We start from the raw sequence: 23,050 nt of genomic DNA, 5'->3' as shown, positions 1-23,050 counted from the left end.
TGGTCGTATCCCGTCCACATGCTGTCCGGGCGGTGTCCGGACCCTGAAACCCTTGCGCCGACTGGGATCACGGTCTGGGACCATGGGAGCCATGAGCGCTGCAACCTCCTCCTCCGAGCGCCGGGTCTCCGCCCGTATCGCTGCCATCTCCGAGTCCGCCACCCTCGCCGTCGACGCCAAGGCCAAGGCCCTCAAGGCCGCCGGCCGCCCGGTGATCGGCTTCGGTGCCGGCGAGCCCGACTTCCCGACGCCCGGCTACATCGTCGACGCCGCCGTCGAGGCCTGCCGCACCCCGAAGTACCACCGCTACACCCCGGCGGGGGGCCTCCCGGAGCTCAAGGCCGCCATCGCGGAGAAGACGCTGCGCGACTCGGGCTACGAGGTCGACGCCTCCCAGATCCTGGTGACCAACGGTGGCAAGCAGGCCATCTACGAGGCGTTCGCCGCGATCCTCGACCCGGGCGACGAGGTCATCGTCCCCGCCCCGTACTGGACGACCTACCCGGAGTCGATCCGGCTGGCCGGCGGTGTCCCGGTGGAGGTCGTGGCCGACGAGACGACCGGCTACCGGGTCTCCGTCGAGCAGCTGGAGGCGGCGCGCACCGAGCGCACCAAGGTCGTCCTGTTCGTCTCCCCGTCGAACCCGACCGGCGCCGTGTACAGCGAGGCCGACGCCGAGGCGATCGGCCGCTGGGCCGCCGAGCACGGCCTGTGGGTACTGACCGACGAGATCTACGAGCACCTGGTCTACGGCGACGCGAAGTTCACCTCGCTGCCCGCGATGGTGCCCGAGCTGCGCGACCGGTGCATCGTGGTCAACGGCGTCGCCAAGACGTACGCGATGACCGGCTGGCGGGTGGGCTGGGTCATCGGCCCGAAGGACGTGGTCAAGGCCGCGACCAACCTCCAGTCGCATGCCACGTCCAACGTCTCCAACGTGGCCCAGGTCGCCGCGCTGGCCGCCGTCTCCGGGAGCCTGGACGCGGTCGCCGAGATGCGCACGGCCTTCGACCGGCGCCGGCGGACCATCGTCCGGATGCTCAACGAGATCGACGGGGTGTTCTGCCCGGAGCCCGAGGGCGCGTTCTACGCCTACCCCTCGGTGAAGGAGCTGCTCGGCAAGGAGATCCGGGGCCGGCGTCCGGCCACCTCGGTCGAGCTGGCGGCGCTCATCCTGGACGAGGCCGAGGTCGCGGTCGTCCCGGGTGAGGCGTTCGGTACGCCGGGCTACCTCCGGCTGTCGTACGCCCTGGGCGACGACGACCTGGTCGAGGGTGTCTCGCGGATCCAGAAGCTGCTCGCCGAGGCCAAGGCCTGAGCGGCTGCTCCATGAGTGGGCGGCCCCCGGCTCCGGCCGGGGGTCGCTCATTTGTTCGGGGTTCACCCCTGATTCGGGAACCGGCTACCACCGAACCCCGCGCATACGGCAGGATCCGGGGATGGAGCGTGATGTACGGCTGTTGCCCAAGGCCCACCTGCACCTGCATTTCACCGGGTCGATGCGGCCAACGACCCTGCTCGAACTCGCCGACAAGTACGGCGTCCGGCTCCCGGACGCGCTGACCAGCGGCGAGCCGCCCGAGCTGCGGGCCACGGACGAGCGCGGCTGGTTCCGTTTCCAGCGGCTCTACGACATCGCCCGGTCCTGCCTGCGGGAGCCGGAGGACATCCGGCGGCTGGTCCGCGAGACGGCCCAGGAGGACGTCGCGGACGGCTCCGGCTGGCTGGAGATCCAGGTCGACCCGACCTCCTACGCCCCGCTGCTCGGCGGGCTGATCCCGGCGATCGAGATCATCCTGGACGCGGTGGACAGCGCCTCCGCGGAGACCGGCCTGCCGATCCGGGTGGTGATCGCGGCGAACCGGATGAAGCACCCGCTGGACGCCCGCACGCTCGCCCGGCTCGCGGTGCGGTACGCGGACCGGGGCGTGGTCGGCTTCGGGCTCTCCAACGACGAGCGCCGCGGAATGGCCCGGGACTTCGACCGGGCCTTCGCCATCGCCCGTGAGGGCGGCCTGCTGGCCGCGCCGCACGGCGGTGAGCTGTCGGGCCCGTCCAGCGTGCGGGACTGCCTGGACGACCTCGACGCGGCCCGGATCGGGCACGGGGTGCGGGCCGCCGAGGACCCCCGGCTGCTGCGCAGGCTCGCGGAGCGCCAGGTGACCTGCGAGGTCTGCCCCGCGTCGAACGTGGCGCTGGGCGTGTACGAGAAGGCCGCCGACGTCCCGCTGCGCGCCCTCTTCGACGCCGGGGTGCCGATGGCCCTGGGCGCGGACGACCCGCTGCTCTTCGGCTCCCGGCTGGCGGCGCAGTACGAGCTCGTCCGGCGCCACCACGCGTTCACGGACGAGGAGCTGGCCGAGCTGGCCCGGCAGTCGGTGCGGGGCTCGGCCGCCCCGGCCGCGGTGCGGGAGGAGCTGCTGGCGGGCGTCGACGCCTGGCTGGCGGAGCCCGCCGTCTGATCCGGCGGGCGGTGGCGCCCTACAGCCGCACGCCGACCGTCACCGGTTCGTTGACGAGCGTGACGCCGAACGCCTCGTGGACCCCGGCGACGACCTCGCGGGCCAGCGCGAGGAGGTCCTCGGTGCTCGCCTCGCCCCGGTTGGTGAGGGCCAGGGTGTGCTTGGTGGAGATGCGCGCCGGGCCGGTGCCGTAGCCCTTGGTGAAGCCGGCCCGGTCGATGAGCCAGGCCGCCGAGGTCTTGACGTGTCCCCCGGCCGCGGGGAAGGCGGGCGGTACCACCTCGGGGCCGAGCCGGTCGGCGACCCGGGCGCGGAAGGCCTCGTACGCCGCCTCGTCGAGGATCGGGTTGGTGAAGAAGGACCCCGCCGACCAGGTGTCGTGGTCCTGCGGGTCGAGCACCATGCCCTTGCCCGCGCGGAGCGCGAGCACCGTCTCGCGGGCGGCCGCCGCGGGCACCCGCTCGCCCTGCTCGACGCCCATCGCCCGGGCCGTCTCCGGGTACTTCAGCGGCGCGGAGAGGCCGCCCGCGTCCTCCAGCTCGAAACGGACCCGCAGCACCACGAACCGGTCGGGTTCGGCCTTGAAACGACTGTGCCGGTACGAGAACGCGCAGTCGGCGTTCGGGATGGTGACCGTCTCGCCGGCCCGGCGGTCGTAGGCGACGACCTCCGTGATGGTGGAGGAGACCTCCTGGCCGTACGCGCCGACGTTCTGGATCGGTGTGGCCCCCGCGGAGCCGGGGATTCCGGCCAGGCACTCGATGCCCGCGAGCCCGGCCTCGACGGTGCGGGCGACGGCGTCCGTCCAGACCTCGCCGGCGGCCAGCTCCAGGCGCGTGCCGTCCAGGGCGAAGCCCCGGGTGGCGATGCGCAGGGCGGTGCCGTCGAAGCCCTTGTCGCCGATGACGAGATTGCTGCCGCCGCCGATGAGGAGCAGCGGGGTGCCGTTCCGGTCGGCCTCGCGGACGGCGGCGACCACCTCGTCGTCGGTCGTGGCCGTGAGGAGGCGGGTGGCGGGGCCGCCCAGCCGGAAGGTGGTCAGCGGGGCGAGGGGCGCGTCATGGAGTTCCTGCACGGGGACAAGGGTACGGTCCGTGTCCCCGGCGCTCGGGCGGGGCACGGGTGGCGGCCACCACCCGCTTCCGGTCACGGGGAAGAGCTGAGGGGCGCGGCCCCGCGGACCGCGCCCCTCATGCCTCGTACGCCGCGGTCTCAGGCGAGCCGCACCACGGCGCGGGACATGCCCAGCACCTTCTGGCCCGCGCTCATGGCCGTGAGGTCCACCCGCACCCGGTTGTCGTCCAGGAGGGCGGCCACCTTGGCGCTGACCTCGATCAGGGCACCCTCGTCGTCGTTCGGCACGACGACCGGCTTGGTGAACCGCACCCCGTACTCGATGACCGCGGCCGGGTCACCGGCCCAGTCCGTGACCACCCGGATCGCCTCGGCCATGGTGAACATGCCGTGCGCGATCACGTCCGGCAGCCCGACCTCGCGGGCGAACTTCTCGTTCCAGTGGATCGGGTTGAAGTCCCCGGAGGCACCCGCGTACCGCACCAGCGCCGCCCGGCTCACCGGGAAGGACTGCGCCGGGAGCTCCGTACCGACCTCGACCGACTCGTAGGCGACCTTCGCCGTCATCACGCCTCCTCGGCGGCGCGCGCCACCAGCTTCGTCCACGCGGTCACCACGTGCTCGCCCGATTCGTCGTGGACCTCGCCCCGGACGTCCAGGATGTCGTTGCCCGCCAGGGACTTGATGGACTCGATCGTCGAGGTGACGGTCAGCCGGTCCCCCGCCCGCACGGGGCGTACGTAGCTGAACTTCTGGTCGCCGTGCACCACCCGGTTGTAGTCCAGGCCCAGCTGCGGGTCGTGGATGACCTGGCCGGCGGCCTTGAAGGTGATGGAGAACACGAAGGTGGGCGGGGCGATCACATCGCTGTGGCCGAGCGCCTTGGCGGCCTCGGGGTCGACGTACGCCGGATTCGCGTCGCCCACCGCCTCGGCGAATTCGCGGATCTTCTCCCGGCCCACCTCGTACGGCGGGGTGGGCGGATAGGTCCGCCCCACGAAGGACTGGTCGAGCGCCATGGGCTCGCTACCTCCTGGTGAAATGTGAACAGGCCGAAGACAGAACAGCCTTCATACAACGACACGAGGCCGCCCCCCAAAGGGGACGGCCTCGTGTACGAGCCTGATTCAGCGCGTTTCGCGGTGCGCCGTGTGCGAGTTGCAGCGCGGGCAGTGCTTCTTCATCTCAAGACGGTCCGGGTTGTTGCGCCGGTTCTTCTTGGTGATGTAGTTCCGCTCCTTGCACTCCACGCAGGCCAGCGTGATCTTCGGGCGGACGTCGGTGGCAGCCACGTGAGTGCTCCTTGGACGGACGGATGGACGGATGAACGCAAAGAAGAGTAGCCGATCGAAGGACCGACCCCACAATCGGCTACCGTGTGTAGCGGTGACCGGACTTGAACCGGTGACACAGCGATTATGAGCCGCTTGCTCTACCGACTGAGCTACACCGCTTTGATGACTGATCTCCCCCGCCGAAGCGGGGGATCTCGATCACCAGAGCCCCAATGCGGAATCGAACCGCAGACCTTCTCCTTACCATGGAGACGCTCTACCGACTGAGCTATTGGGGCGAGCGAGGAAGACATTACACGGTCCGTCGCCGATCGCCCAAATCCGATTCCGGACCCCCTCCCGCGGCCCGGACGCACGCACCGCCGATCCCGTGCCGCGCGGGCCCTCAGGCCGCGCACCGCACGCCCCGGAAGCCCCTGCCGCCCCTCTGAGCAGGGCTTCCCCGGCCCCGGCCCCCGGCACCGCGCCGACGTGTTTCCGCCCCGCACATCCCGCCGGGCCGCACCGGTACGACTATTCCGCTCCTCCCCGAACCGCGCCGGACACGCCCCTAGGCTCGTCCCACTCTGCGTGATCTTGCCCCTCTTCCCTCGTTCCCTCCCCCTTTTGCCCCTCTCCTCGCGCCCGCCCCTTCGCCCACCTTCGATCGCCTGCTACCTGGAGCACGATGCCCGACAGCCAGCCGCGGCAGCCGGACGACCGGGCCGCCGACGCGTCCGGCGCCTCCCGCGGCGCCTCCCCGGCCGGGACCGGCCCGGTGCTCTGCGGCGCCCGTCTCGCCGACGGCCGCGTCGTGGACGTACGGCTCGGCGGCGGCCGCATCGAGGCCGTCGGCACGGCGGACAGCCTCACCGCCTCCTCCGGCCCGCGGCTCGACCTGCGGGGCTACCTGCTGCTCCCCGCCCCCGCCGAGCCCCACGCCCACGGCGACACCGCGCTCACCGCCGACGGCGCGGGCCCCGGCCTCCCCGGACCGGCCTCGGACCGTCCGGAGGACATCCGGCGTCGCGCCACCGAGGCCGCCCTGCTCCAGCTCGGCCACGGCGCCACCGCGCTGCGCTCGCACGTCCGGATCGGGGACGTCCAGGGCCTGGCCGCGCTCGAAGCCGTGCTGCAGGCCCGCCGGTCGCTGCGGGGGCTGGCCGAGCTGACCCCTGTCGCCGTGCCCCGGCTGCTCACCGGTGTCGCGGGCGCCGGGAACCTGGCGATGCTGCGCGACGCGGTGAAGATGGGGGCCGGCGCGGTCGGCGGCTGCCCGGACCTCGATCCGGACCCGGCGGGGTATGCGGAGGCGGTGCTGGAGGTCGCCGCCGAGCAGGGCTGCCCCGTCGACCTGCACACGGACGGCGCCGACCCGGCCCGGCTCGCCCGGCTCGCCGCCATGGCGGGAGGGCTGCGCCCCGGCGTCTCGCTGGGCCCCTTGGCGGGCCTCTCCCGGCTTCCCGCGCAGGTCGCGGGGCGCGCCGCCGACCAGCTCGCCGCGGCCGGGGTGACGGTGATCTGCCTGCCCCAGGGCGGCTGCTGCGGGGCCGAGGGGCGGGGCAGTGCGCCGGTGCGGCTGCTGCGGTCGGCCGGGGTGCGGGTCGCGGCGGGGAGCGGGGCGCTGCGGGACGTGGCGAACCCGGTGGGCCGGGGCGATCCCCTGGAGGCCGCCTACCTGCTGGCCTCGCAGCACGGGTTATCGCCCGAGGAGGCGTACGGGGCGGTGTCCTCGGTGGCCCGGGAGGTGATGGGGCTGCCCGCCGTCCGGGTCGAGGCCGGGTTCCCCGCCGAGCTGCTCGCCGTGCGCGGGGAGGGGCTGGCGGGCGCGCTCTCGCTCGCGTACAGCCGGATCGTGGTGCACCGGGGACGGGTGGTGGCGCGGACGAGCGCGGTGCGCGAGTACTGCGACTCCGAGACCGCCGTGGGCCTCGGCCTGCCCCGCCAGGGGCGATCCGATCACGGTCCCTCCGGCGGGCCCTGAGCGCGGCGGCCCGTCCCGGCGTACCGTCGTGACCATGCGCATCGTCATCGCAGGTGGACATGGTCAAATCGCGCTTCGGCTGGAGCGGCTGCTCGCCGCGCGCGGGGACGAAGCCGTGGGCGTCATCCGCAATCCGGCCCAGGCCGAGGACCTCAGGGCGGTGGGCGCCGAGCCGGTCGTCCTGGATCTCGAATCGGCCTCCGTGAAGGAGGTGGCGCGGGTGCTGGACGGTGCCGACGCGGCGGTCTTCGCCGCCGGGGCGGGCCCGGACAGCGGCGCGGCACGCAAGGAGACGGTGGACCGCGGGGCGGCGGTACTGTTCGCCGACGCGGCCGAGCGGGCGGGCGTACGGCGCTACGTCGTGGTCTCGTCGATGGGCGCCGATCCGGACCATCCGGGCGACGAGGTCTTCGACGCCTACCTGCGGGCCAAGGGCGCGGCAGACGCGGACGTGCGCTCCCGTACGGCGCTCGACTGGACGATCCTGCGCCCCGGCATGCTCACCAACGACGCGGGCAAGGGGACGGTCCTGCTGGCCGCGTCGACCGGCCGCGGCCCGGTGCCGCGCGACGACGTGGCGGTGGCGCTGCTGGAGCTGCTGGACACCCCGGCGACGGCGGGGCTGACGCTGGAGCTGATCGCGGGGAACGTACCGGTCTCGGTCGCGGTGAAGGACGTCGCCGGGAACTGAGCCGGCCCGGCGTCAGCCGCGCGGCGCGGGGCGTACGGCGATGCCGTGGCGCTCCAGCAGCGCGGCGGTCACGCCGTCACCCGGGCGGAGCGTGCCGGTGAACGTGCCGTCGTAGACCGTTCCGCGCCCGCAGGAGGGGCTGCGATCCATCAGCAGCGCCTCGGTGCACCCGGCCCGCCGCGCGGCCGCCAGCGCCCGCTGTGCGCCGTCCACGAACTCCGCCGTCACGTCGTGGCCGGAGTCGTCGACGACGCGGGCCCGGCCGTCGAGCACGTCGTGGCCGTCGCCGCCGACGATCTCGGCGGGGCGGCGCGGGGTGGCGAGCCCGGCGGCGGTCTCGGGGCAGAAGGCGACCGGACGGCGCTCGCCGAGCGCCTCGGCCACCGCGCCGGATTCCTTGGCCCGGCCGTCGAACCGGCAGGGCACCCCGCGCAGACAGGCACTGACCAGTACGGATTCCATCGTCACGGCCCCTCGCAGCAGAAACAAAGAGGGCCCCTGTCGTGAGACAGGGGCCCTTCCATGTGGCGGCGCCAGGGTTCGAACCTGGGTAGGCTGAGCCGGCAGATTTACAGTCTGCTCCCTTTGGCCACTCGGGCACACCGCCGGGATTTGCTGCCGCTGATTCCCGCTTTTCGGCGGTGCTCTCTGGCAACGACGTAAACGATACCCGATGCCCGGGGGTGCTTCGCCACCCGGTTGATCAGCGGCTTGGTCGGCGGATCCGTCAGTGGCTCCGGTGGGCGGGGAGGCAGAGGGCTGTCCCGTCGTCCCCGGTGGATCGGCGCGCGGCGTCGAATGCGGTGCGCCGCAAGACGGAGGGGCGTCCGCGTACTGCATGTATTCGGATGTTCCGACAACGCGGCGAGGTGCCGCGGCTGTCGTCGCGCGCCCGCCGGGGACGACGGGACAGCCCTTAGGCTTTGACCGCGGCGCGCGGGACCGGTGGGTCCGCCGCCGCTCGTACGCGCGCACGGCGCCGTGCGCATTCCGACGCGTCCCGATTCCCGGTACCCCGATCCAAGGAGCCACACGTCATGGCCGACTCCAGTTTCGACATCGTCTCGAAGGTCGAGCGGCAGGAGGTCGACAACGCCCTCAACCAGGCCGCCAAGGAGATCTCGCAGCGTTACGACTTCAAGGGCACCGACGCCTCGATCGCCTGGTCCGGCGAGAAGATCCTAATGGCGGCGAACGGCGAGGAGCGGGTCAAGGCCATCCTCGACATCTTCCAGTCCAAGCTGATCAAGCGCGGCATCTCGCTGAAGTCGCTGGACGCGGGCGAGCCGCAGCTGTCCGGCAAGGAGTACAAGATCACCGCCACGATCGAGGAGGGCATCTCCCAGGAGAACGCCAAGAAGGTGGCGAAGATCATCCGCGACGAGGGCCCGAAGGGCGTCAAGGCGCAGGTCCAGGGCGACGAACTGCGGGTCAGCTCGAAGAGCCGGGACGACCTCCAGGCCGTGCAGGCGCTGCTGAAGGGCCAGGACTTCGACTTCGCGCTGCAGTACGTGAACTACCGGTGAGCTGACCGGACAGGGTGCGGCGGGGGCCCGTCGCCGGGGAGGACTCCGGCGACGGGCCCCGTCGCGTTCGCGCGGGCGGCGGGGCGTGAGTCGGGTGGAACGCACGGGGCTCGACGTCCGAAAACCGCCGGTCCGGTCGGCGCGGGGGACGCAGACTGGTCCACATCGGGTGACGGTTTCCCCCGGAATCCGGCAGGACGTGCGAGAAGGGTACGAGTCATGACCATGTACGCGACGGTCGACAGCCCGCTGGGCGAACTGCTGCTGGTCGGCGAGGAGACCGGCGACGGGGTGGCACTCGCCTCGCTCTCGCTGCCCGGCCAGAAGGGCGGCGCGGTGGTCGAGGAGGGCTGGGTGCGCGCACAGGCGGCCTTCGAGCCGGTCGCCGCCCAGCTGCGCGAGTACTTCGCGGGCCGGCTGACCCGCTTCGACCTCAGGTACGCGGAGGGCATCGGCACCGACTTCCAGCGGCGGGTGTGGGCCGCGCTGGAGACCGTGCCGTACGGGGAGACCGTCTCGTACGGGCAGATCGCCGCGCGGGTCGGCTCCTCGGGGGCCGGGGTGCGGGCCGTGGGGACGGCCATCGGGCGCAATCCGCTGCTGGTCGTGCGGCCGTGCCACCGGGTGATCGGCGCCGACGGGTCGCTGCGGGGGTACGCGGGCGGCCTGGAGCGCAAGGAGTTGCTGCTGGGGCTGGAAGGCGCCGGGGCGGTGCGCTGAGGTGACCGGGCTCTTCCCCCGCCCCCGCGCCGTGGTCGCGCCGGGCGCGGTGCACGTGCCGGAGTGGCTTCCGATCGAGCGGCAGCGGGAGTTGGTGGCGGCCTGCCGGGAGTGGGCGCGCGGGCCGGTGCCGCTGCGGCACACCGCGCTGCCGGGCGGCGGGGTGATGTCGGTGCGGACGGTCTGCCTGGGGTGGCACTGGCAGCCGTACCGGTACACGCGTACGGCCGACGACGTGAACGGGGCCCGGGTGGCCGAATTCCCCGACTGGCTGGCGGAATTGGGGCGTGAGGCGGTGGCCGCGGCGTACGGGGAGGAGGGCCCGGCGGCGGCGTACGCGCCGGACGCGGCGCTGGTCAACTTCTACGACGGGGCGGCCCGTATGGGCATGCACCAGGACAAGGAGGAGCGCTCGGACGCCCCGGTGGTGTCGCTCAGCATCGGCGACAGCTGCGTCTTCCGCTTCGGCAACCCGGAGGGCCGCGGAAGGCCTTACACGGACGTGGAGTTGGCCTCGGGCGATCTGTTCGTCTTCGGCGGGCCGTCCCGTTACGCCTTCCACGGGGTGCCGAAGGTGCGGCCGGGGACGGCCGGTCCCGCGACGGGGCTGAGCCATGGCCGGCTCAACATCACCCTGCGCGAGACCGGACTGGCCGGCACGGGGCGTCAGCGGCGTTCGCGGGAGTTCCCGAACAGCAGCCGGTAGAGGATCAGCAGGATCAGGGAACCGCCGATGGCGGCGATCCAGGTGGCCATGTCGAAGAAGTCGTTGTCGATGGGGCGGTCGAGGAAGCGCGACGATATCCAGCCACCGAGGAAGGCGCCGACGATTCCGATCAGGGTGGTGCCGACCAGGCCGCCCGGGTCACGTCCCGGCAGCAGGACCTTGGCGATGACACCGGCCACCAGGCCCAGAATGATCCATCCGATAATGCTCATGCGCGCGAACCTACCCATCACTCGTTCCTGGAATCCAGGACGCCCATGACGGTGGCGTGGTTGCCCCGGTTTCTGGCCCGCGGCCCGTGACCCGGGACCCGCGCGAGCAACTGTGCGGTGCGGTTCGCGCGTTCTTGGTGAGGGGCGGCTCCGGCGAACGGGCCGGTGCCGGATCGGTCACCTACGCGGACCGCTCCGGTTACCTCTGCCCCCGGACGGGGCCGATACTGGCCATCGGAGCAACTACGGGCAACCCCCGGAAGGCGAGCGACATGAAGCCCATACAGCTGATCCTGAACATCATCTGGGTGGTGTTCTGCGGGTTCTGGATGGCCCTCGGCTATCTCGTCGCGGCACTCATCTGTTTCGTGCTGATCGTGACCATCCCGTTCGGCATCGCGTCGCTGCGGATCGCCGGTTATGTGCTGTGGCCGTTCGGGCGGACGACCGTGGAACGGCCGGAGGCGGGGGCGCCGTCCTGCGTCGGCAATGTGATCTGGCTCGTCTTCGCGGGGTGGTGGCTGGCGCTGGGGCACCTGCTCACCAGCATCCCGCTGTTCGTGTCGATCATCGGCATCCCCTTCGGCTGGGCGAACCTGAAGCTGATCCCGATCTCGCTGATGCCGCTGGGCCGCGAGGTGGTCCCCAGCGACCAGGCGTTCGGCGCCCGCTGAGCCTCCGGACGGTGGGCCCTTCAGGCGCGGGGGCCCGCCATCCGTTCCAGCCGGGCGATCCGCTCCGCCATGGGCGGGTGCGTGGAGAACAGCTTGGACAGGCCCTGGCCGGGGCGGAACGGGTTGGCGATCATCATGTGGCTCGCGGTCTCGATCCTGGGCTCCGGGGGCAGCGGCAGCTGCTTCGTACCGGCTTCGAGCTTGCGCAGCGCGTTGGCCAGGGCCAGTGGGTCGCCGGTGAGCTGGGCTCCGGAGGCGTCCGCCTCGTACTCCCGGGAGCGGCTGACGGCGAGCTGGATGATCGAGGCCGCGACCGGGCCGAGGATCATGATCAGCAGCATGCCGAGGAATCCGGGGCCGTCGTCGTTGTCGGACCGGCCCACCGGGATCAGCCAGGCGAAGTTGACCAGGAACATGACGACGGAGGCGAGCGCCCCGGCGATGGACGAGATCAGGATGTCGCGGTTGTAGACATGGCTCAGCTCGTGGCCCAGGACGCCGCGCAGCTCGCGCTCGTCCAGGATCTGGAGGATGCCGTCGGTGCAGCAGACGGCGGCGTTACGCGGGTTGCGGCCGGTGGCGAAGGCGTTGGGGGCCTGCGTCGGGGAGATGTAGAGCCGGGGCATGGGCTGGCGGGCGGCGGTGGAGAGCTCGCGGACCATCCGGTACAGCTGCGGGGCCTCGAACTCGCTCACCGGGCGGGCCCGCATCGCCCTCAGCGCCAGCTTGTCGCTGTTCCAGTACGCGTAGGCGTTGGTGCCGAGGGCCACGAGGACCGCGACGATCAGGCCCGTACGCCCGAAGAAGCTTCCGATGACGATGATGAGGGCGGACAGGCCCCCGAGGAGTACGGCGGTTCTCAGCCCGTTGTGCCGGCGGTGCACGGTACGCCCTCCAAGTGGTGCGGCAGGGGAACCCTTTGCTTGGTGGTCTCCACTACCCAGTGGAGCCTCCCGTACGGGTCAACGCCAGGCGGGAGGAGCGAGTTCCCCGGGGCCGTACCGCCGCCGGGCAGGGCCCGTCCGGCCCTTGCGGGCCGGAGCGGGCACTGGGCCGTACGGGTCAGCGCTGGGCGGGCACCGGGAGTCCGGCGGTCTCCAGGGCCGCGGGGTCGGGCTTGATCTCGCTGGTGCAGTGGGCGCAGCGGGAGGCGATGGCCGGGATCTCGGTGTAGCAGCGGGGGCAGTCGCGGACGACGGCCTTGATGTCGACGTTCTCCGCCTTGGCGAACCGGGCCTGGACCTTCGCCATGGGCACGACGACGCCGAAGTAGAGCACGGCGGCGGTGATCAGGAACGCGATGGCGGCAGCGAGGAACTTCCCGTACGGGAAGATGGCGCCCTCGACCGTGAACTGCGCCGAGCTGAAGTCGCCGACGGATCCGGTGGCGAGGCCGATCAGCGGGGTGATGAAGGCCGTGCTGAATCCGGTGACGACCGCGGTGAACGCGGCTCCGACGGCCAGACCGATGGCCATGGAGATGACGTTTCCGCGCAGGATGAAGTCCTTGAACCCGTTCAGCACCGCTCTGCTCCTCTGGGATGTGTCCGTGTGGGGGGATGTGCGGGCAAGACCATGCCCTGTACGGGGCGCCCCGGGCAAACCGATCTTCGTGACGTCAGAAGAGATTGACCGCGGCGAAGCGGAGGACGGCCTGGGGGGCGCCGGAGAGCAGCACTCCGGCCACCGTGGTGAGCGCGATCACGGCGGTGAGGGGGGCCGGGACGGCGTGCCTGGTGGGGGCGGGTACGGCGCCGTCCGCGGGGACCGCGGCGGGGGCGGGCGCCGGGGCGTTCGCCGGGGCCTCCTCGGGGGCCCGGAAGAGTGTCGCGGTCCACTGGAGGTAGTAGTACAACGCGATCACGACGTTGACGGCCATGACGACGGCGAGCCAGCCGAGTCCGGCGTCGACGGCCGCGGAGAAGACCGTGACCTTGGCGAAGAGGCCGATGATGCCGGGCGGCAGTCCGGCCAGGCAGAGCAGGAAGAAGGCCATCGCCAGGGCGGCGAGGGGGCGGGTGGCGTACAGGCCGCGGTAGTCGGTGAGGCGGTTGCCGGGGCTGGTCCGGGCGACCAGGGCGGCGACCCCGAAGGCCCCGAGGTTCACGACGGCGTACATGAGGGCGTAGGCGACGGTGGAGCCGATGTGCTCGTCGCTGGAGTACGCGGCGGCGGCGATCGGGACCAGGAGGTAGCCGGCCTGGGCGACGGAGGACCAGGCGAGCAGGCGTACGGCGCCGCGGGCCCGGTCGGCGCGCTGGCGCAGGGCGGCGACGTTGCCGAGGGTCATGGTGAGCGCGGCGAGGACGGCGAGGGCCGGTCCCCAGACGTCGGCGTAGGCCGGGAACGCGATCACGGTGACGAGGATGAGGCCGGAGAAGCCGACCGCCTTGCCGACGACCGAGAGGTACGCGGCGATCGGCAGCGGGGCGCCGACGTAGGTGTCGGGCACCCAGAAGTGGAAGGGCGCGGCGGCCGTCTTGAAGGCAAAGCCGACGAGGGTGAGGGCGACGCCCGCCTTGACGAGGGTGTCGAGCTGTCCGGGCACGTCGTCGAGGCGGGCGGCGATCTCGGTGAGGTGCAGGGTGCCGGTGGCGGCGTAGACGAAGCTGACGCCGAGCAGCATGACGGCGGTCGCGACGACGGAGGAGAGGAAGAACTTGAGCGCGGCCTCGGAGGAGCGCCGGTCGCCGCGCTTGATGCCGACGAGCGCGAAGGCGGGCAGCGAGGCGACTTCGAGGGCGATGACCAGGGTCGCGAGGTCCCGGGCGGCGGGCAGCAGGGCGGCGCCGGCCGCGGAGGACAGCAGCAGGAACCAGTACTCCCCGGGGCGCCGCCCTCGGGTGTCGCCGAGCGAGAGCAGGGCGGTGAGCAGGGCGCCGCCGAGCACCAGGACCTGGATGACCAGGGCGAAGTGGTCGGCGGTGTAGCTGCAGGCGGTCCCGGAGGTCGCGGCGGCCGATTCGGTGAGGCAGAAGGTGGAGCGGTCGCCGGCGCGCAGCGGGACGAGCAGGGCCAGGGCGGCGACGAGCCCGGCGGCGGTCAGGGTGCCGAGCAGCGTTTTGCGGTGTTCGGGGAGGAAGAGGTCGGCGACCAGGACGACCAGGGCCATGGCGGCGACGGCGACCGGGGGCGCGATCGCGAGCCAGTCGACGGACTGGACGAGGTCGGGGGTGCTCCCGGCGGCGGTGACGACGCCCGGGACGGCGACGGCGGTGGTCACGACTTGCCTCCTGCGAGGAGCTTCTGCACGGCCGGGTCGGTGAGGCCGAGGAGGACGGCGGGCCAGAGACCGGCGAGGACGGTGAGCGCGGCGAGCGGGGTCCAGGCGGCGAACTCGTACGTCCGGATGTCGGCGAGGGCCGGTGCCTCGCGCTTCTCGCCCATGCAGACCCGGCGGACGACCATGAGCATGTACGCGGCGGTGAGCAGGGTGCCGAACGCGGCGATCGACATGAAGGTGAGGAAGGCGGGCCTGCTGAGGCCGTCGGCGGGCTCGAAGGAGCCGAAGAGGGCGAGCATCTCGCCCCAGAACCCGGCGAGGCCGGGCAGTCCGAGGGAGGCGACGGCGGCGAAGGCGAGGAGGCCGCCGAGGCGGGGGGCCCGACCGTAGAGCGCGGCTCCGGTGGCGCCGGAGAGGGTGTCCAGGTCGGCGGTGCCGTACCGGTCCTTGATGGCGCCGACCAGGAAGAACAGCAGGCCGGTGATGAGGCCGTGGGCGATGTTGGCGAAGAGCGCGCCGTTGACCCCGGTGGGGGTCATGCTCGCGATGCCGAGGAGCACGAAGCCCATGTGGCCGACGGAGGAGTACGCGATCAGGCGCTTGAGGTCGCCCTTGCCGCCGGGGCGGACGAGGGCGAGGCAGGCCAGGGATCCGTAGACGATGCCGACGACGGCGAAGGCGGCGAGGTAGGGCGCGAAGGTGTGCATCCCGTCGGGGGCGATCGGGAGCAGGATGCGGACGAATCCGTAGGTGCCCATCTTCAGCAGGACGCCCGCGAGCAGGACGGAGCCGACGGTCGGGGCGGCGGTGTGGGCGTCCGGCAGCCAGCTGTGCAGCGGCCACATCGGGGTCTTCACGGCGAGCCCGATCCCGATCGCCAGAACGGCGATGACCTGCACGGACGAGGTGAGCCCACGGCCGTTGTCGGTGGCGAGTGCCACCATGTCGAAGGTGCCGCTCTTGAGCCCGATCAGGAGCAGGCCCAGCAGCATGACGACCGAGCCGAGCAGTGTGTAGAGGATGAACTTCCAGGCGGCGGCCTGCCGTCCGGCACCGCCCCAGCGGGCGATGAGGAAGTACATCGGGACGAGCACCGTCTCGAAGGCGAGGAAGAAGAGGATCAGGTCGAGGACGGCGAAGGTGGCGAGGGTGCCGGTCTCCAGGAGGAGCAGGAGGGCGACGAAGGCCTTCGGGGAGGGGCCCTCGGGGGGCTTGAAGTAGCTGTGGAGCGCGCAGAGGAAGGCCAGCAGCGCGGTCAGGACGAGAAGGGGGAGCGAGATGCCGTCGATGCCGAGGTGGATGCGGACGTCGAGCGCCGGGATCCAGCTGATGTCGGTGGTGGCCTGCATCTTCGACGGGTGGTCGTGGTCGAAGCCCGCGGCGAGGACGAGCGCGCCGAGGAGAACGGCGCCGGTGACGGTCACGCCGTGGCGGAGCACGGCCTGGTCGGGGCTGCTCCCCTTCAGTCCGGGCGGGGCCGGGAGGAGGGCGGCCGCGGCGCCGACGAGCGGGCCGGCGACGACGAACGCGAGAAGGAACTGCATCACGGATTCACTGATATCGATCACGGCTCACGACCCGGCGTTGACGTTGGCGAAGACGACGGCGGCGATCACCAGGACCAGGGAGCCGGCGAGCAGCGCGCCGAGGTAGGTCTGCACGTTGCCGGTCTGGGCGCGGCGGACGGCGGTGCCGAACCAGCGTGCGCCGGTGCCGGAGCCGCGTACGTAGGTGTCGACGACCTCGCGGTCCAGGAAGCGGACGAGGCTCGCCGCGGCCCGGACGGGGCGGACGAACAGCGCCGTGTACAGGGCGTCCAGGTGGAAACCGGCGGCGGCGTGGTGGTGCAGCGGCCCGAGCAGGAGGCGGCCGGGGTCGGCCGGGTCGGGGGCGTCGCCGTCGGTTCCGTAGGCGGCGGTGTGCGCGGTCATGGCCTGGGCCTCGATGACGGCGGGTTCGGCGTCCGGGTGGGCGACGACGGTGCCGACGCGGGTGCGGGCGGCGAGGGCGGAGGTGTGCCGCCAGGCGCCGTAGGTGATGAGTCCGCCGGCCAGCGCGACGCCGGTGGAGAGGACGGCGGTGGTGAGGGTGGGCGCGAGGCTGCGGCCGTCGAACCAGTCGCCGATCACGCCGACGCTCAGGCCGAAGGCGATGGTGGGCACGGCGAGGATCCAGAGGACGGCGGTCATCGCGGCGGGCTGCCTGCCGTGGTCGGGTGCCTCGGCACCGCGGCCCCGGAAGGCGAGGAGCCAGAGGCGGGTGGCGTACGCGGCGGTGAGGAGGGCGGCGAGCAGTCCGGCGACGAGTACGGTCCAGCCCGCGGCGGCCGGGGCGACGTGCCGGTCCCCGAGTGCGGTGTGCTCGGCGGCGACGAGGACGGCTTCCTTGGAGAAGAAGCCGGCGAACGGCGGGATGGCGGCGAGGGCGAACAGGGCGACGGTCATCGTCCAGTAGGCGTCCGGGATGCGCTGGGCCAGTCCGCCCATGCGGGACATGGCGGCCAGTGAGTTGGTGCCGGCGGCGTGGATGACGACTCCGGCGGCGAGGAAGAGCACGGCCTTGAACGCGCCGTGGGAGAGGAGGTGGAAGACGGCGGCGGCCCGGTCGCCGACGGCGAGGGCACCGGCCATGTAGCCGAGCTGGCCGATCGTCGAGTAGGCGAGGACGCGTTTGATGTCGTCCTGGGCGAGGGCGGCGAGCCCCGAGCCGACCATCGTGATCGCGGCCATCGCGGCGAGGACGACGAGTGCCGCGCCGGACTGGGCGAAGACGGGCAGGAGCCGGGCCACGAAGTAGATGCCGGCGGCGACCATCGTCGCGGCGTGGATGAGCGCGGAGACGGGGGTGGGGCCGGCCATCGCGTCGGGCAGCCAGGTGTGCAGGGGGAACTGGGCCGACTTCCCGGCGACGCCCGCGAGGAGCAGCAGGGCGATGAGGGTGGGGTGGTCGAGGCCGCCGTTGGCGACGGCGCCCAGGATGCCGGTGATGCGGAAGGTGCCGGTGTCCGCGGCGAGCGCGAACAGGCCGATGAGGAAGGGGACGTCGCCGAGCTTGGTGACCAGGAAGGCTTTGAGGGAGGCGGCGCGGGCCTCGGGCGTCTCCCAGTAGTGGCCGACGAGGAAGTAAGAGCAGATGCCCATGATCTCCCAGCCGACCAGGAGCACCATCAGGTCGCCGGAGTAGACGACGAGCAGCATCGCGGAGGTGAAGAGGGAGACCAGGGCCGCGTACGAGGGGTAGCGGGGGTCGTCGCGGAGGTAGGCGGTCGAGTAGATCTGCACACAGCTCGCGACGAGCCCGACCAGGACGGCGACGAGGACCGCGAAGCCGTCGAGGTGCAGGGCGAGGTCGATCGGGACCGAGCCGGTGGGGGTGAGCCGCGTCGCGGCGTCGATGGTCCGGCCGCCGCCCTGGCGGGAGGCGACGAGTACGGCGAGGGCGAACGCGGCGACGGTCGGCAGGACGGCGAGGGGGCGTACGAAGCCGGGGGCGGTGCGCCCGGTCAGGAGGCCGGCGACGGCGCCCAGGAACGGGAGGAGGGGGACGAGGACGGCGAGGGTCGTGGTGGTCACGCGGTGGCCTCTGCCTTCTTTGCCTTCCCTGCCGCAGCAGTGGCCTGGTCATCGGTGCCGTCGGGGGGCGCGGGCGCCTCGTCGTCGGAGAGGGCGGGGAGGTCCTCGGCGGCGTCGGTCTCGGCGGTGTCGCGGAGCCGGTCGATGTCGGAGCTGCCCCGGTTGCGGTGGACGGCGAGGACGATCGCCAGGCCGATGCCGATCTCGGCGGCCGCGATGGCGATGGTGAAGAGGGTGAGGGCCTGGCCGGCGTGGAGGGTGTCGCGGAGCCAGACGTCGAAGGCGACCAGGTTGAGGTTGACGGCGTTGAGCATCAGCTCGACGGAGAGCAGGACCAGGATCGCGTTGCGGCGGGCGAGCACTCCGTACAGCCCGGTGCAGAAGAGGAGGGCGGCGAGCACGGCGGGATAGGCGAGGTGCATCAGCTCTGCTCCTTACCGCGCTTGCGGGACAGGACGATCGCGCCGACCAGGGCGGCGAGCAGCAGGACGGAGAGTGCTTCGAACGGCAGTACCCAGTGCCGGAAGAGGGAGGCGCCGGTCACCTCGGTGGAGCCCCGGGCCGGTCCGGCCAGGTCGATCCAGGTGGTGCGGAAGGCGTCGACGACGACCCAGACGAGCGATCCGGCGGCGGCGAGCGCGACGGCGAGGGCCGCCCAGCGGTTGCCGGAGTCGGCGTCCGGGGAGCGGCCGATGGGGGCCCGGGTGAGCATCAGTCCGAAGAGGAGGAGGACGACGACGGAACCGACGTAGATCAGCACCTGCACCCAGGCGATGAACTCGGCGGTGAGCAGGAGGTACTCGACGGCGAGTCCGCCGAGCGCCACGACCAGCCAGAGGGCGGCGTGCACCAGTTGCCTGGTGGTGACGGTGGCGAGGGCCGCGCCGAAGGTGGCGAGGCCCACGAGGACGAAGACGATCTCGACGCCGGTCGGGGAGAGGAAGCCGGGGTGGGCCGCGGCTGCTGCGAGTGTCACGCCTCTCCTTCTCGTTCCGGGCGCCGGTTCTCCCGGGCCTGCTGGTTCTCCTGGGCGGCCTGCTGGGCCTCTTGCGCCTGCTGGGCTTCCTGGGCGCGCTGGGCTTCGAGTTTTTCGGCCGTCTTGCGGGCGGCGGCGATCTCCTTCGGCTCCTCGGCGGCCGGGTCGAGCGCGGGCGGTTCCGGCACCGTCCACATCCACTCGCGGAGCTTGTCGCGTTCGTGGGTGAGCTCGTGGATGTCCGTCTCCGCGTACTCGAACTCCGGCGACCAGAACAGCGCGTCGAAGGGGCACACCTCGATGCAGATCCCGCAGTACATGCAGAGGGAGAAGTCGATGGCGAAGCGGTCGAGGACGTTGCGGCTGCGTTCGCGGCCACCGGGGGTGGCGGCGGGCACCGTCTCCTTGTGGGAGTCGATGTAGATGCACCAGTCGGGGCATTCGCGGGCGCAGAGCATGCAGACGGTGCAGTTCTCCTCGAACAGCCCGATGACGCCGCGCGAGCGGGGCGGCAGTTCGGGCTGGACGTCGGGGTACTGCGCGGTGACCGTCTTCCGGGTCATCGTCCGCAGGGTGACGGCCAGGCCCTTGGCCAGTCCGGAGCCGGGGATGCGCGCGGTCATGAACTGATCGCCACCTTCACGATGCCGGTGAGCGCGATCTGCGCGAGGGCGAGCGGGATGAGTGTGGTCCAGGCGAGCTTCTGCAGCTGGTCCTCGCGGAGCCGGGGGTAGGTGACCCGGAGCCAGATGACGACGAAGGCGAGGACCGCGGTCTTGAGGAGCGTCCAGACCCAGCCGAGTCCGTCGGCGCCGAGCGGTCCGTGCCAGCCGCCGAGGAAGAGGACGGTGGTCAGTCCGCACAGGACGACGATGCCCGCGTACTCGGCGAGCAGGAAGAGCGCGAAACGCAGACCGGTGTACTCGGTGTAGGCGCCGAAGATGATCTCCGAGTCGGCGACCGGCATGTCGAAGGGCGGGCGCTGGAGTTCGGCGAGCCCGGCCACGAAGAAGACCAGGGCGCCGACGATCTGCCAGGGCAGCCACCACCACTCGAAGGAGTCGAGGATGCCGGTGAGCGAGACGGTTCCGGCCGCCATCGCCACGGAGGCGGCGGCGAGCAGCATCGGCAGCTCGTACGCGAGCAGCTGGGCGGCGGTGCGGAGCCCGCCGAGGAGGGAGAACTTGTTCGCCGAGGCCCAGCCGGCCATCAGTGAGCCGAGCACGCCGACGCCCATGACGGCGAGTACGTAGAAGACGCCCGCGTCGATGAACTGCCCGGCCGCGCCCTCGCCGGGGCCGATCGGAATGACGACGAGCACCAGCAGGTACGGCAGGAGCGCGACGGCCGGGGCGAGCTGGAAGACGCGGCGGTCGGCGTCGGCCGGGACCACGTCCTCCTTCTGCGCGAACTTCACGCCGTCCGCGACGAGCTGGGCCCAGCCGTGGAAGCCGCCCGCGTACATGGGGCCGAGGCGGCCCTGCATGTGCGCCATCACCTTGTGCTCGGTCTGCCCGACGACGAGCGGGAGGACCAGGAAGGCGACGAAGACGGCGACGAGGCGGAGGGCGACGTCCAGTACGTCGTTCACGCGGGATCGCCTCCGGCGGACTCGGGGGACTCAGGGGGTTCGGGTGTCTTGGGGTGTTCGGGGGGCTTCGGAGGTTCAGGGGTTTCCTGGGCCTCAGGAGCCTCGGGAGCCTCGGGAGTTCCTGCGGCCGCAGGAGCCCCGGCAGTCTCGGGAGCCGCAGGAGCCTCAGGGGTCCCGGGCTTCCCGGCGGCCTCAGGCTTTCCCGAGGCCTCGGGCTTCCCGGCGGCCTCAGGCTTTTCCGCAGCCTCGGGAGGCGTTTCCGGGTCGAAGGCCGGGCGGGCGTGGTGCCAGGGGGCGTCGCTCGCGGCCGTGCCGGAGCCGGTGCCCGCGTCCGTAGGGGCGTCCGGGCCCGGCTTCGCCGGGGTGTCCTTCCGGGGTTCGTTCGGCTGGGGTTCGTTCTGCTGGCTGGCCGAGCCCTGGGAGGCGCTGCGGTTGCGGCGCGGCCTCGTGGGGCGCGCGGGCGCCTCCCCGGCCGCCCCGGGAACGGCCGGAGCCGCGGCTTCCGGGGCGGTGGCTCCGGCGGTGCGCTGGGCGGCCGAGCCCTCGCTCGCGCTGCGGGTCCGGCGTACCGGCCGGTCGCCCGCCGCACGCGCGGCGCGCGCCGGTCGGGCCGGGGCGGGCGGGAGCTGCCCCTTCAGGGGCCCCCATTCGTTCGGGTCGGGCACCCCGGGCGGCAGCATCGTGCGCCGCTTCGGTCCGCCGTGCTCCGACTCGCCCGGCTCCTTCGCTCCGGGCCACGCCTTCGCGACCCGGGCCGCCAGCACGAAGTCCTTGCGCAGCGGGTGGCCCTCGAAGCCCTCGGGCAGCAGCAGCGGCACCAGGTGCGGGTGGCCGTCGAAGCCGATGCCGAACATCTCGTGCGTCTCGCGCTCGTGCCAGGCGGCGCCCGCGTAGACGCCGACGGCGGTGGGCAGGACCGGCGCCGCGTGCGGCACGGTCGTACGGAGCATCAGGCGGCGGACCCGGCCGCCGGCCAGGGCCACGACATGGGCGCAGACCCGGAAGCCGGTGTCCGGTTCGTCGACGGCGCTCAGCCAGTCGAAGTACGTGCAGCCGAGCCGGTCGCGGGCGGTTTCGAGGGCGGTGATCCAGCCGGCGGCCGGTACGTCGACGGTCAGCAGTTCGTAGGCGTACTCCGCCGTCGCGCCCTCGCCGAACAGTTCGGCGGCGGCGTCCGGCAGCCGGTCGTAGGCGTCGTCCGGGGTGGTGGTCACGCGGGCTCCTCCCCCGTGTCCGGCTTCGGCGGCGCGGCGACGAGTCCGCTGCGCAGCGCGGCGGTCGAGGGGCGGGTGCCGCCCGTCGCGTACCGCTCGCCCAGCGACTCGCGGGCGATCTTCTCCTGGAGCTTGAGGATGCCCTGGAGCAGCGCCTCCGGCCGGGGCGGGCAGCCGGGTACGTAGACGTCGACGGGGATGATCTGGTCGACGCCCTTGGTGACCGCGTACGAGTCCCAGTAGGGGCCGCCGCAGTTGGAGCAGGCGCCGAAGGAGATGACGTACTTCGGCTCGGGCATCTGCTCGTAGAGCCGCTTCACCGCCGGGGCCATCTTGTCGGTCACCGTGCCGGAGACGATCATGAGGTCGGCCTGGCGCGGGCCCGGGGCGAACGGGATCACGCCGAGCCGGATGAAGTCGTGCCGGGCCATGGAGGCGGCGATGAACTCGATGGCGCAGCAGGCCAGCCCGAAGTTGAAGACCCACAGGCTGTAGCGGCGGCCCCAGTTCAGGACCACCTTCATCGGTTCGGGTGCCAGGCGCGACAGGACGCCGAGCCGCTTGGGCTCCGGCAGGAAGGTCGGCAGGGGCTGCTGCTCGGCTCCCCCGTCGGCCCGCGTGCTGGTCACGTCCATTCGAGGACGCCCTTCTTCCATGCGTAGAGCAGTCCCACGGCCAGGAAACCGAGGAAGACGAACATTTCGATCAGCGTCGTCGCCCCGTATCCCGGTGCGGCGAAGACCGTCGCCCACGGGAAGAGGAAGATCGAGTCGACGGCGAAGATCACGTACAGGAAGGCGTAGACGTAGTAGCGGACCTGGGTGTGGGCCCAGCCCTCGCCCACCGGGTCGACGCCGCATTCGTAGGTGAGGAGCTTCTCCGGCGTCGGCACCACGGGGCGCAGCAGCCGGCCGGCCCCGAAGGCGACGGCGACGAAGAGCACGCCGATCACGGCGAGCAGTCCGACGACCGCGTATCCCCGGAAGTAGTCCGACGCGAGAACGGCCGACGTCGATGCCGACCCCGTCAGGTCCGGCAGATCAGTCAGATCCGGCAGGCCCGGTGCATCCGGCAGGTCAGCCACGTCCGCCCCTCGCTCCCCTGGAATCCGTCCGGTGTCCGTACGCACG

General features: G+C 72.3%; 26 protein-coding genes and 3 tRNA genes. 8 read left to right on the top strand and 21 right to left on the bottom strand.

Annotated features, from left to right (window positions below; genetic code table 11):
- The first annotated feature begins 91 nt into the window (after positions 1-91).
- Positions 92-1,318: a pyridoxal phosphate-dependent aminotransferase gene (locus ACWC97_RS31210; RefSeq protein ID WP_450652958.1), complete on the top strand. Its 1,227-nt coding sequence runs from the start codon at positions 92-94 to the stop codon at positions 1,316-1,318.
- 121 nt (positions 1,319-1,439) lie between these two features.
- Complete coding sequence (locus ACWC97_RS31205) at positions 1,440-2,462, top strand: adenosine deaminase (protein WP_450652956.1); 1,023 nt, start codon at positions 1,440-1,442, stop codon at positions 2,460-2,462.
- A 19-nt stretch (positions 2,463-2,481) separates the two neighbouring features.
- Here ACWC97_RS31205 and ACWC97_RS31200 read toward each other — a convergent pair whose 3' ends face one another.
- The 6 genes from ACWC97_RS31200 to ACWC97_RS31175 form a co-directional block, all read right to left on the bottom strand.
- Entirely contained in the window at positions 2,482-3,537 is a 1,056-nt protein-coding gene (locus ACWC97_RS31200; protein WP_450652954.1) for a UDP-N-acetylmuramate dehydrogenase, read from the bottom strand.
- A 137-nt stretch (positions 3,538-3,674) separates the two neighbouring features.
- Positions 3,675-4,103: a MaoC family dehydratase gene (locus ACWC97_RS31195; RefSeq protein WP_450652952.1), complete on the bottom strand. Its 429-nt coding sequence runs from the start codon at positions 4,101-4,103 to the stop codon at positions 3,675-3,677.
- Positions 4,103-4,555, bottom strand: a complete 453-nt coding sequence (locus tag ACWC97_RS31190; protein WP_352276103.1) for a MaoC family dehydratase N-terminal domain-containing protein — start codon at positions 4,553-4,555, stop codon at positions 4,103-4,105. The genes ACWC97_RS31195 and ACWC97_RS31190 overlap by 1 nt, the downstream gene beginning before the upstream one ends.
- Before the next feature lie 108 nt (positions 4,556-4,663).
- Positions 4,664-4,828 carry a 50S ribosomal protein L33 gene (rpmG, locus tag ACWC97_RS31185; protein ID WP_003956487.1) on the bottom strand — a complete coding sequence of 55 codons (165 nt, stop codon included), beginning with the start codon at positions 4,826-4,828 and terminating at the stop codon, positions 4,664-4,666.
- Between the two features lie 89 nt (positions 4,829-4,917).
- Positions 4,918-4,990, bottom strand: a tRNA-Met gene (locus tag ACWC97_RS31180).
- A gap of 46 nt (positions 4,991-5,036) precedes the next feature.
- A tRNA-Thr gene (locus ACWC97_RS31175) sits at positions 5,037-5,109 on the bottom strand.
- Between the two features lie 389 nt (positions 5,110-5,498).
- Here ACWC97_RS31175 and ACWC97_RS31170 point away from each other — a divergent pair.
- Positions 5,499-6,794 (top strand): amidohydrolase family protein, encoded by a 1,296-nt coding sequence (locus tag ACWC97_RS31170; RefSeq protein WP_352276102.1) that lies wholly within the window; start codon positions 5,499-5,501, stop codon positions 6,792-6,794.
- A gap of 34 nt (positions 6,795-6,828) precedes the next feature.
- The gene (locus tag ACWC97_RS31165; RefSeq protein WP_450652949.1) at positions 6,829-7,485 is read left to right on the top strand and encodes an SDR family oxidoreductase; all 657 of its coding nucleotides are present in this window, start codon (positions 6,829-6,831) and stop codon (positions 7,483-7,485) included.
- A gap of 12 nt (positions 7,486-7,497) precedes the next feature.
- On the opposite strand, the gene ACWC97_RS31160 is transcribed toward ACWC97_RS31165, so the two are convergent.
- Together ACWC97_RS31160 and ACWC97_RS31155 are read right to left on the bottom strand one after the other, a co-directional pair.
- A complete protein-coding gene (locus ACWC97_RS31160) occupies positions 7,498-7,947 on the bottom strand; it encodes a DUF523 domain-containing protein (protein ID WP_450652947.1) in 450 nt (149 codons plus the stop codon).
- Positions 7,948-8,010: 63 nt separating this feature from the next.
- A tRNA-Tyr gene (locus ACWC97_RS31155) sits at positions 8,011-8,092 on the bottom strand.
- Between the two features lie 430 nt (positions 8,093-8,522).
- Here ACWC97_RS31155 and ACWC97_RS31150 point away from each other — a divergent pair.
- The 3 genes from ACWC97_RS31150 to ACWC97_RS31140 all read left to right on the top strand — a co-directional run bounded on the left by ACWC97_RS31150 (position 8,523) and on the right by ACWC97_RS31140 (position 10,437).
- On the top strand, positions 8,523-9,011 hold the full coding sequence (locus ACWC97_RS31150) for a YajQ family cyclic di-GMP-binding protein (protein WP_352276098.1): 489 nt from the start codon (positions 8,523-8,525) through the stop codon (positions 9,009-9,011).
- 219 nt (positions 9,012-9,230) lie between these two features.
- A complete protein-coding gene (locus ACWC97_RS31145; protein WP_450652945.1) occupies positions 9,231-9,731 on the top strand; it encodes a methylated-DNA--[protein]-cysteine S-methyltransferase in 501 nt (166 codons plus the stop codon).
- Position 9,732: 1 nt separating this feature from the next.
- The gene (locus ACWC97_RS31140; RefSeq protein ID WP_450652943.1) at positions 9,733-10,437 is read left to right on the top strand and encodes an alpha-ketoglutarate-dependent dioxygenase AlkB family protein; all 705 of its coding nucleotides are present in this window, start codon (positions 9,733-9,735) and stop codon (positions 10,435-10,437) included.
- Here ACWC97_RS31140 and ACWC97_RS31135 read toward each other — a convergent pair.
- Positions 10,398-10,670: a GlsB/YeaQ/YmgE family stress response membrane protein gene (locus ACWC97_RS31135; RefSeq protein ID WP_352276093.1), complete on the bottom strand. Its 273-nt coding sequence runs from the start codon at positions 10,668-10,670 to the stop codon at positions 10,398-10,400. The genes ACWC97_RS31140 and ACWC97_RS31135 overlap by 40 nt on opposite strands.
- 272 nt (positions 10,671-10,942) lie before the next feature.
- On the opposite strand from ACWC97_RS31135, the gene ACWC97_RS31130 reads away from it, so the two are divergent.
- On the top strand, positions 10,943-11,344 hold the full coding sequence (locus tag ACWC97_RS31130) for a YccF domain-containing protein (RefSeq protein WP_352276091.1): 402 nt from the start codon (positions 10,943-10,945) through the stop codon (positions 11,342-11,344).
- Between the two features lie 20 nt (positions 11,345-11,364).
- On the opposite strand, the gene htpX is transcribed toward ACWC97_RS31130, so the two are convergent.
- From htpX to ACWC97_RS31070, 12 genes are all read right to left on the bottom strand, one after another.
- Positions 11,365-12,228: a zinc metalloprotease HtpX gene (htpX, locus tag ACWC97_RS31125; protein WP_352276090.1), complete on the bottom strand. Its 864-nt coding sequence runs from the start codon at positions 12,226-12,228 to the stop codon at positions 11,365-11,367.
- A gap of 178 nt (positions 12,229-12,406) precedes the next feature.
- Positions 12,407-12,868 (bottom strand): MscL family protein, encoded by a 462-nt coding sequence (locus ACWC97_RS31120; protein ID WP_352276089.1) that lies wholly within the window; start codon positions 12,866-12,868, stop codon positions 12,407-12,409.
- A gap of 94 nt (positions 12,869-12,962) precedes the next feature.
- Positions 12,963-14,567 (bottom strand): NADH-quinone oxidoreductase subunit N, encoded by a 1,605-nt coding sequence (locus ACWC97_RS31115; protein ID WP_450652941.1) that lies wholly within the window; start codon positions 14,565-14,567, stop codon positions 12,963-12,965.
- Positions 14,564-16,111 carry a complex I subunit 4 family protein gene (locus ACWC97_RS31110; protein WP_450652939.1) on the bottom strand — a complete coding sequence of 516 codons (1,548 nt, stop codon included), beginning with the start codon at positions 16,109-16,111 and terminating at the stop codon, positions 14,564-14,566. Before ACWC97_RS31110 ends, ACWC97_RS31115 begins: the two co-directional genes overlap by 4 nt.
- Before the next feature lie 27 nt (positions 16,112-16,138).
- Positions 16,139-18,139 (bottom strand): NADH-quinone oxidoreductase subunit 5 family protein, encoded by a 2,001-nt coding sequence (locus ACWC97_RS31105; RefSeq protein ID WP_450652937.1) that lies wholly within the window; start codon positions 18,137-18,139, stop codon positions 16,139-16,141.
- Positions 18,136-18,561, bottom strand: a complete 426-nt coding sequence (gene nuoK, locus ACWC97_RS31100; RefSeq protein ID WP_450652935.1) for an NADH-quinone oxidoreductase subunit NuoK — start codon at positions 18,559-18,561, stop codon at positions 18,136-18,138. The genes ACWC97_RS31105 and nuoK overlap by 4 nt, the downstream gene beginning before the upstream one ends.
- A complete protein-coding gene (locus ACWC97_RS31095) occupies positions 18,561-19,115 on the bottom strand; it encodes an NADH-quinone oxidoreductase subunit J family protein (RefSeq protein WP_385208098.1) in 555 nt (184 codons plus the stop codon). Before ACWC97_RS31095 ends, nuoK begins: the two co-directional genes overlap by 1 nt.
- Positions 19,112-19,738, bottom strand: coding sequence for a NuoI/complex I 23 kDa subunit family protein (locus ACWC97_RS31090; protein ID WP_450652933.1), 627 nt, complete (start codon positions 19,736-19,738; stop codon positions 19,112-19,114). Before ACWC97_RS31090 ends, ACWC97_RS31095 begins: the two co-directional genes overlap by 4 nt.
- Complete coding sequence (locus tag ACWC97_RS31085; protein ID WP_352276079.1) at positions 19,735-20,706, bottom strand: complex I subunit 1/NuoH family protein; 972 nt, start codon at positions 20,704-20,706, stop codon at positions 19,735-19,737. Before ACWC97_RS31085 ends, ACWC97_RS31090 begins: the two co-directional genes overlap by 4 nt.
- The gene (locus tag ACWC97_RS31080; RefSeq protein WP_450652931.1) at positions 20,703-21,920 is read right to left on the bottom strand and encodes an NADH-quinone oxidoreductase subunit C; all 1,218 of its coding nucleotides are present in this window, start codon (positions 21,918-21,920) and stop codon (positions 20,703-20,705) included. The genes ACWC97_RS31085 and ACWC97_RS31080 overlap by 4 nt, the downstream gene beginning before the upstream one ends.
- On the bottom strand, positions 21,917-22,555 hold the full coding sequence (locus ACWC97_RS31075) for an NADH-quinone oxidoreductase subunit B (protein ID WP_352276076.1): 639 nt from the start codon (positions 22,553-22,555) through the stop codon (positions 21,917-21,919). Before ACWC97_RS31075 ends, ACWC97_RS31080 begins: the two co-directional genes overlap by 4 nt.
- Positions 22,546-22,968, bottom strand: a complete 423-nt coding sequence (locus ACWC97_RS31070; protein ID WP_352276168.1) for an NADH-quinone oxidoreductase subunit A — start codon at positions 22,966-22,968, stop codon at positions 22,546-22,548. The genes ACWC97_RS31075 and ACWC97_RS31070 overlap by 10 nt, the downstream gene beginning before the upstream one ends.
- Positions 22,969-23,050 lie beyond the last annotated feature (82 nt).

The organism is Streptomyces sp. NPDC001108 (assembly GCF_053598535.1).
Note: the sequence above shows the minus strand (reverse complement) of the source record. Positions and strands in the feature narration are given on the sequence as shown.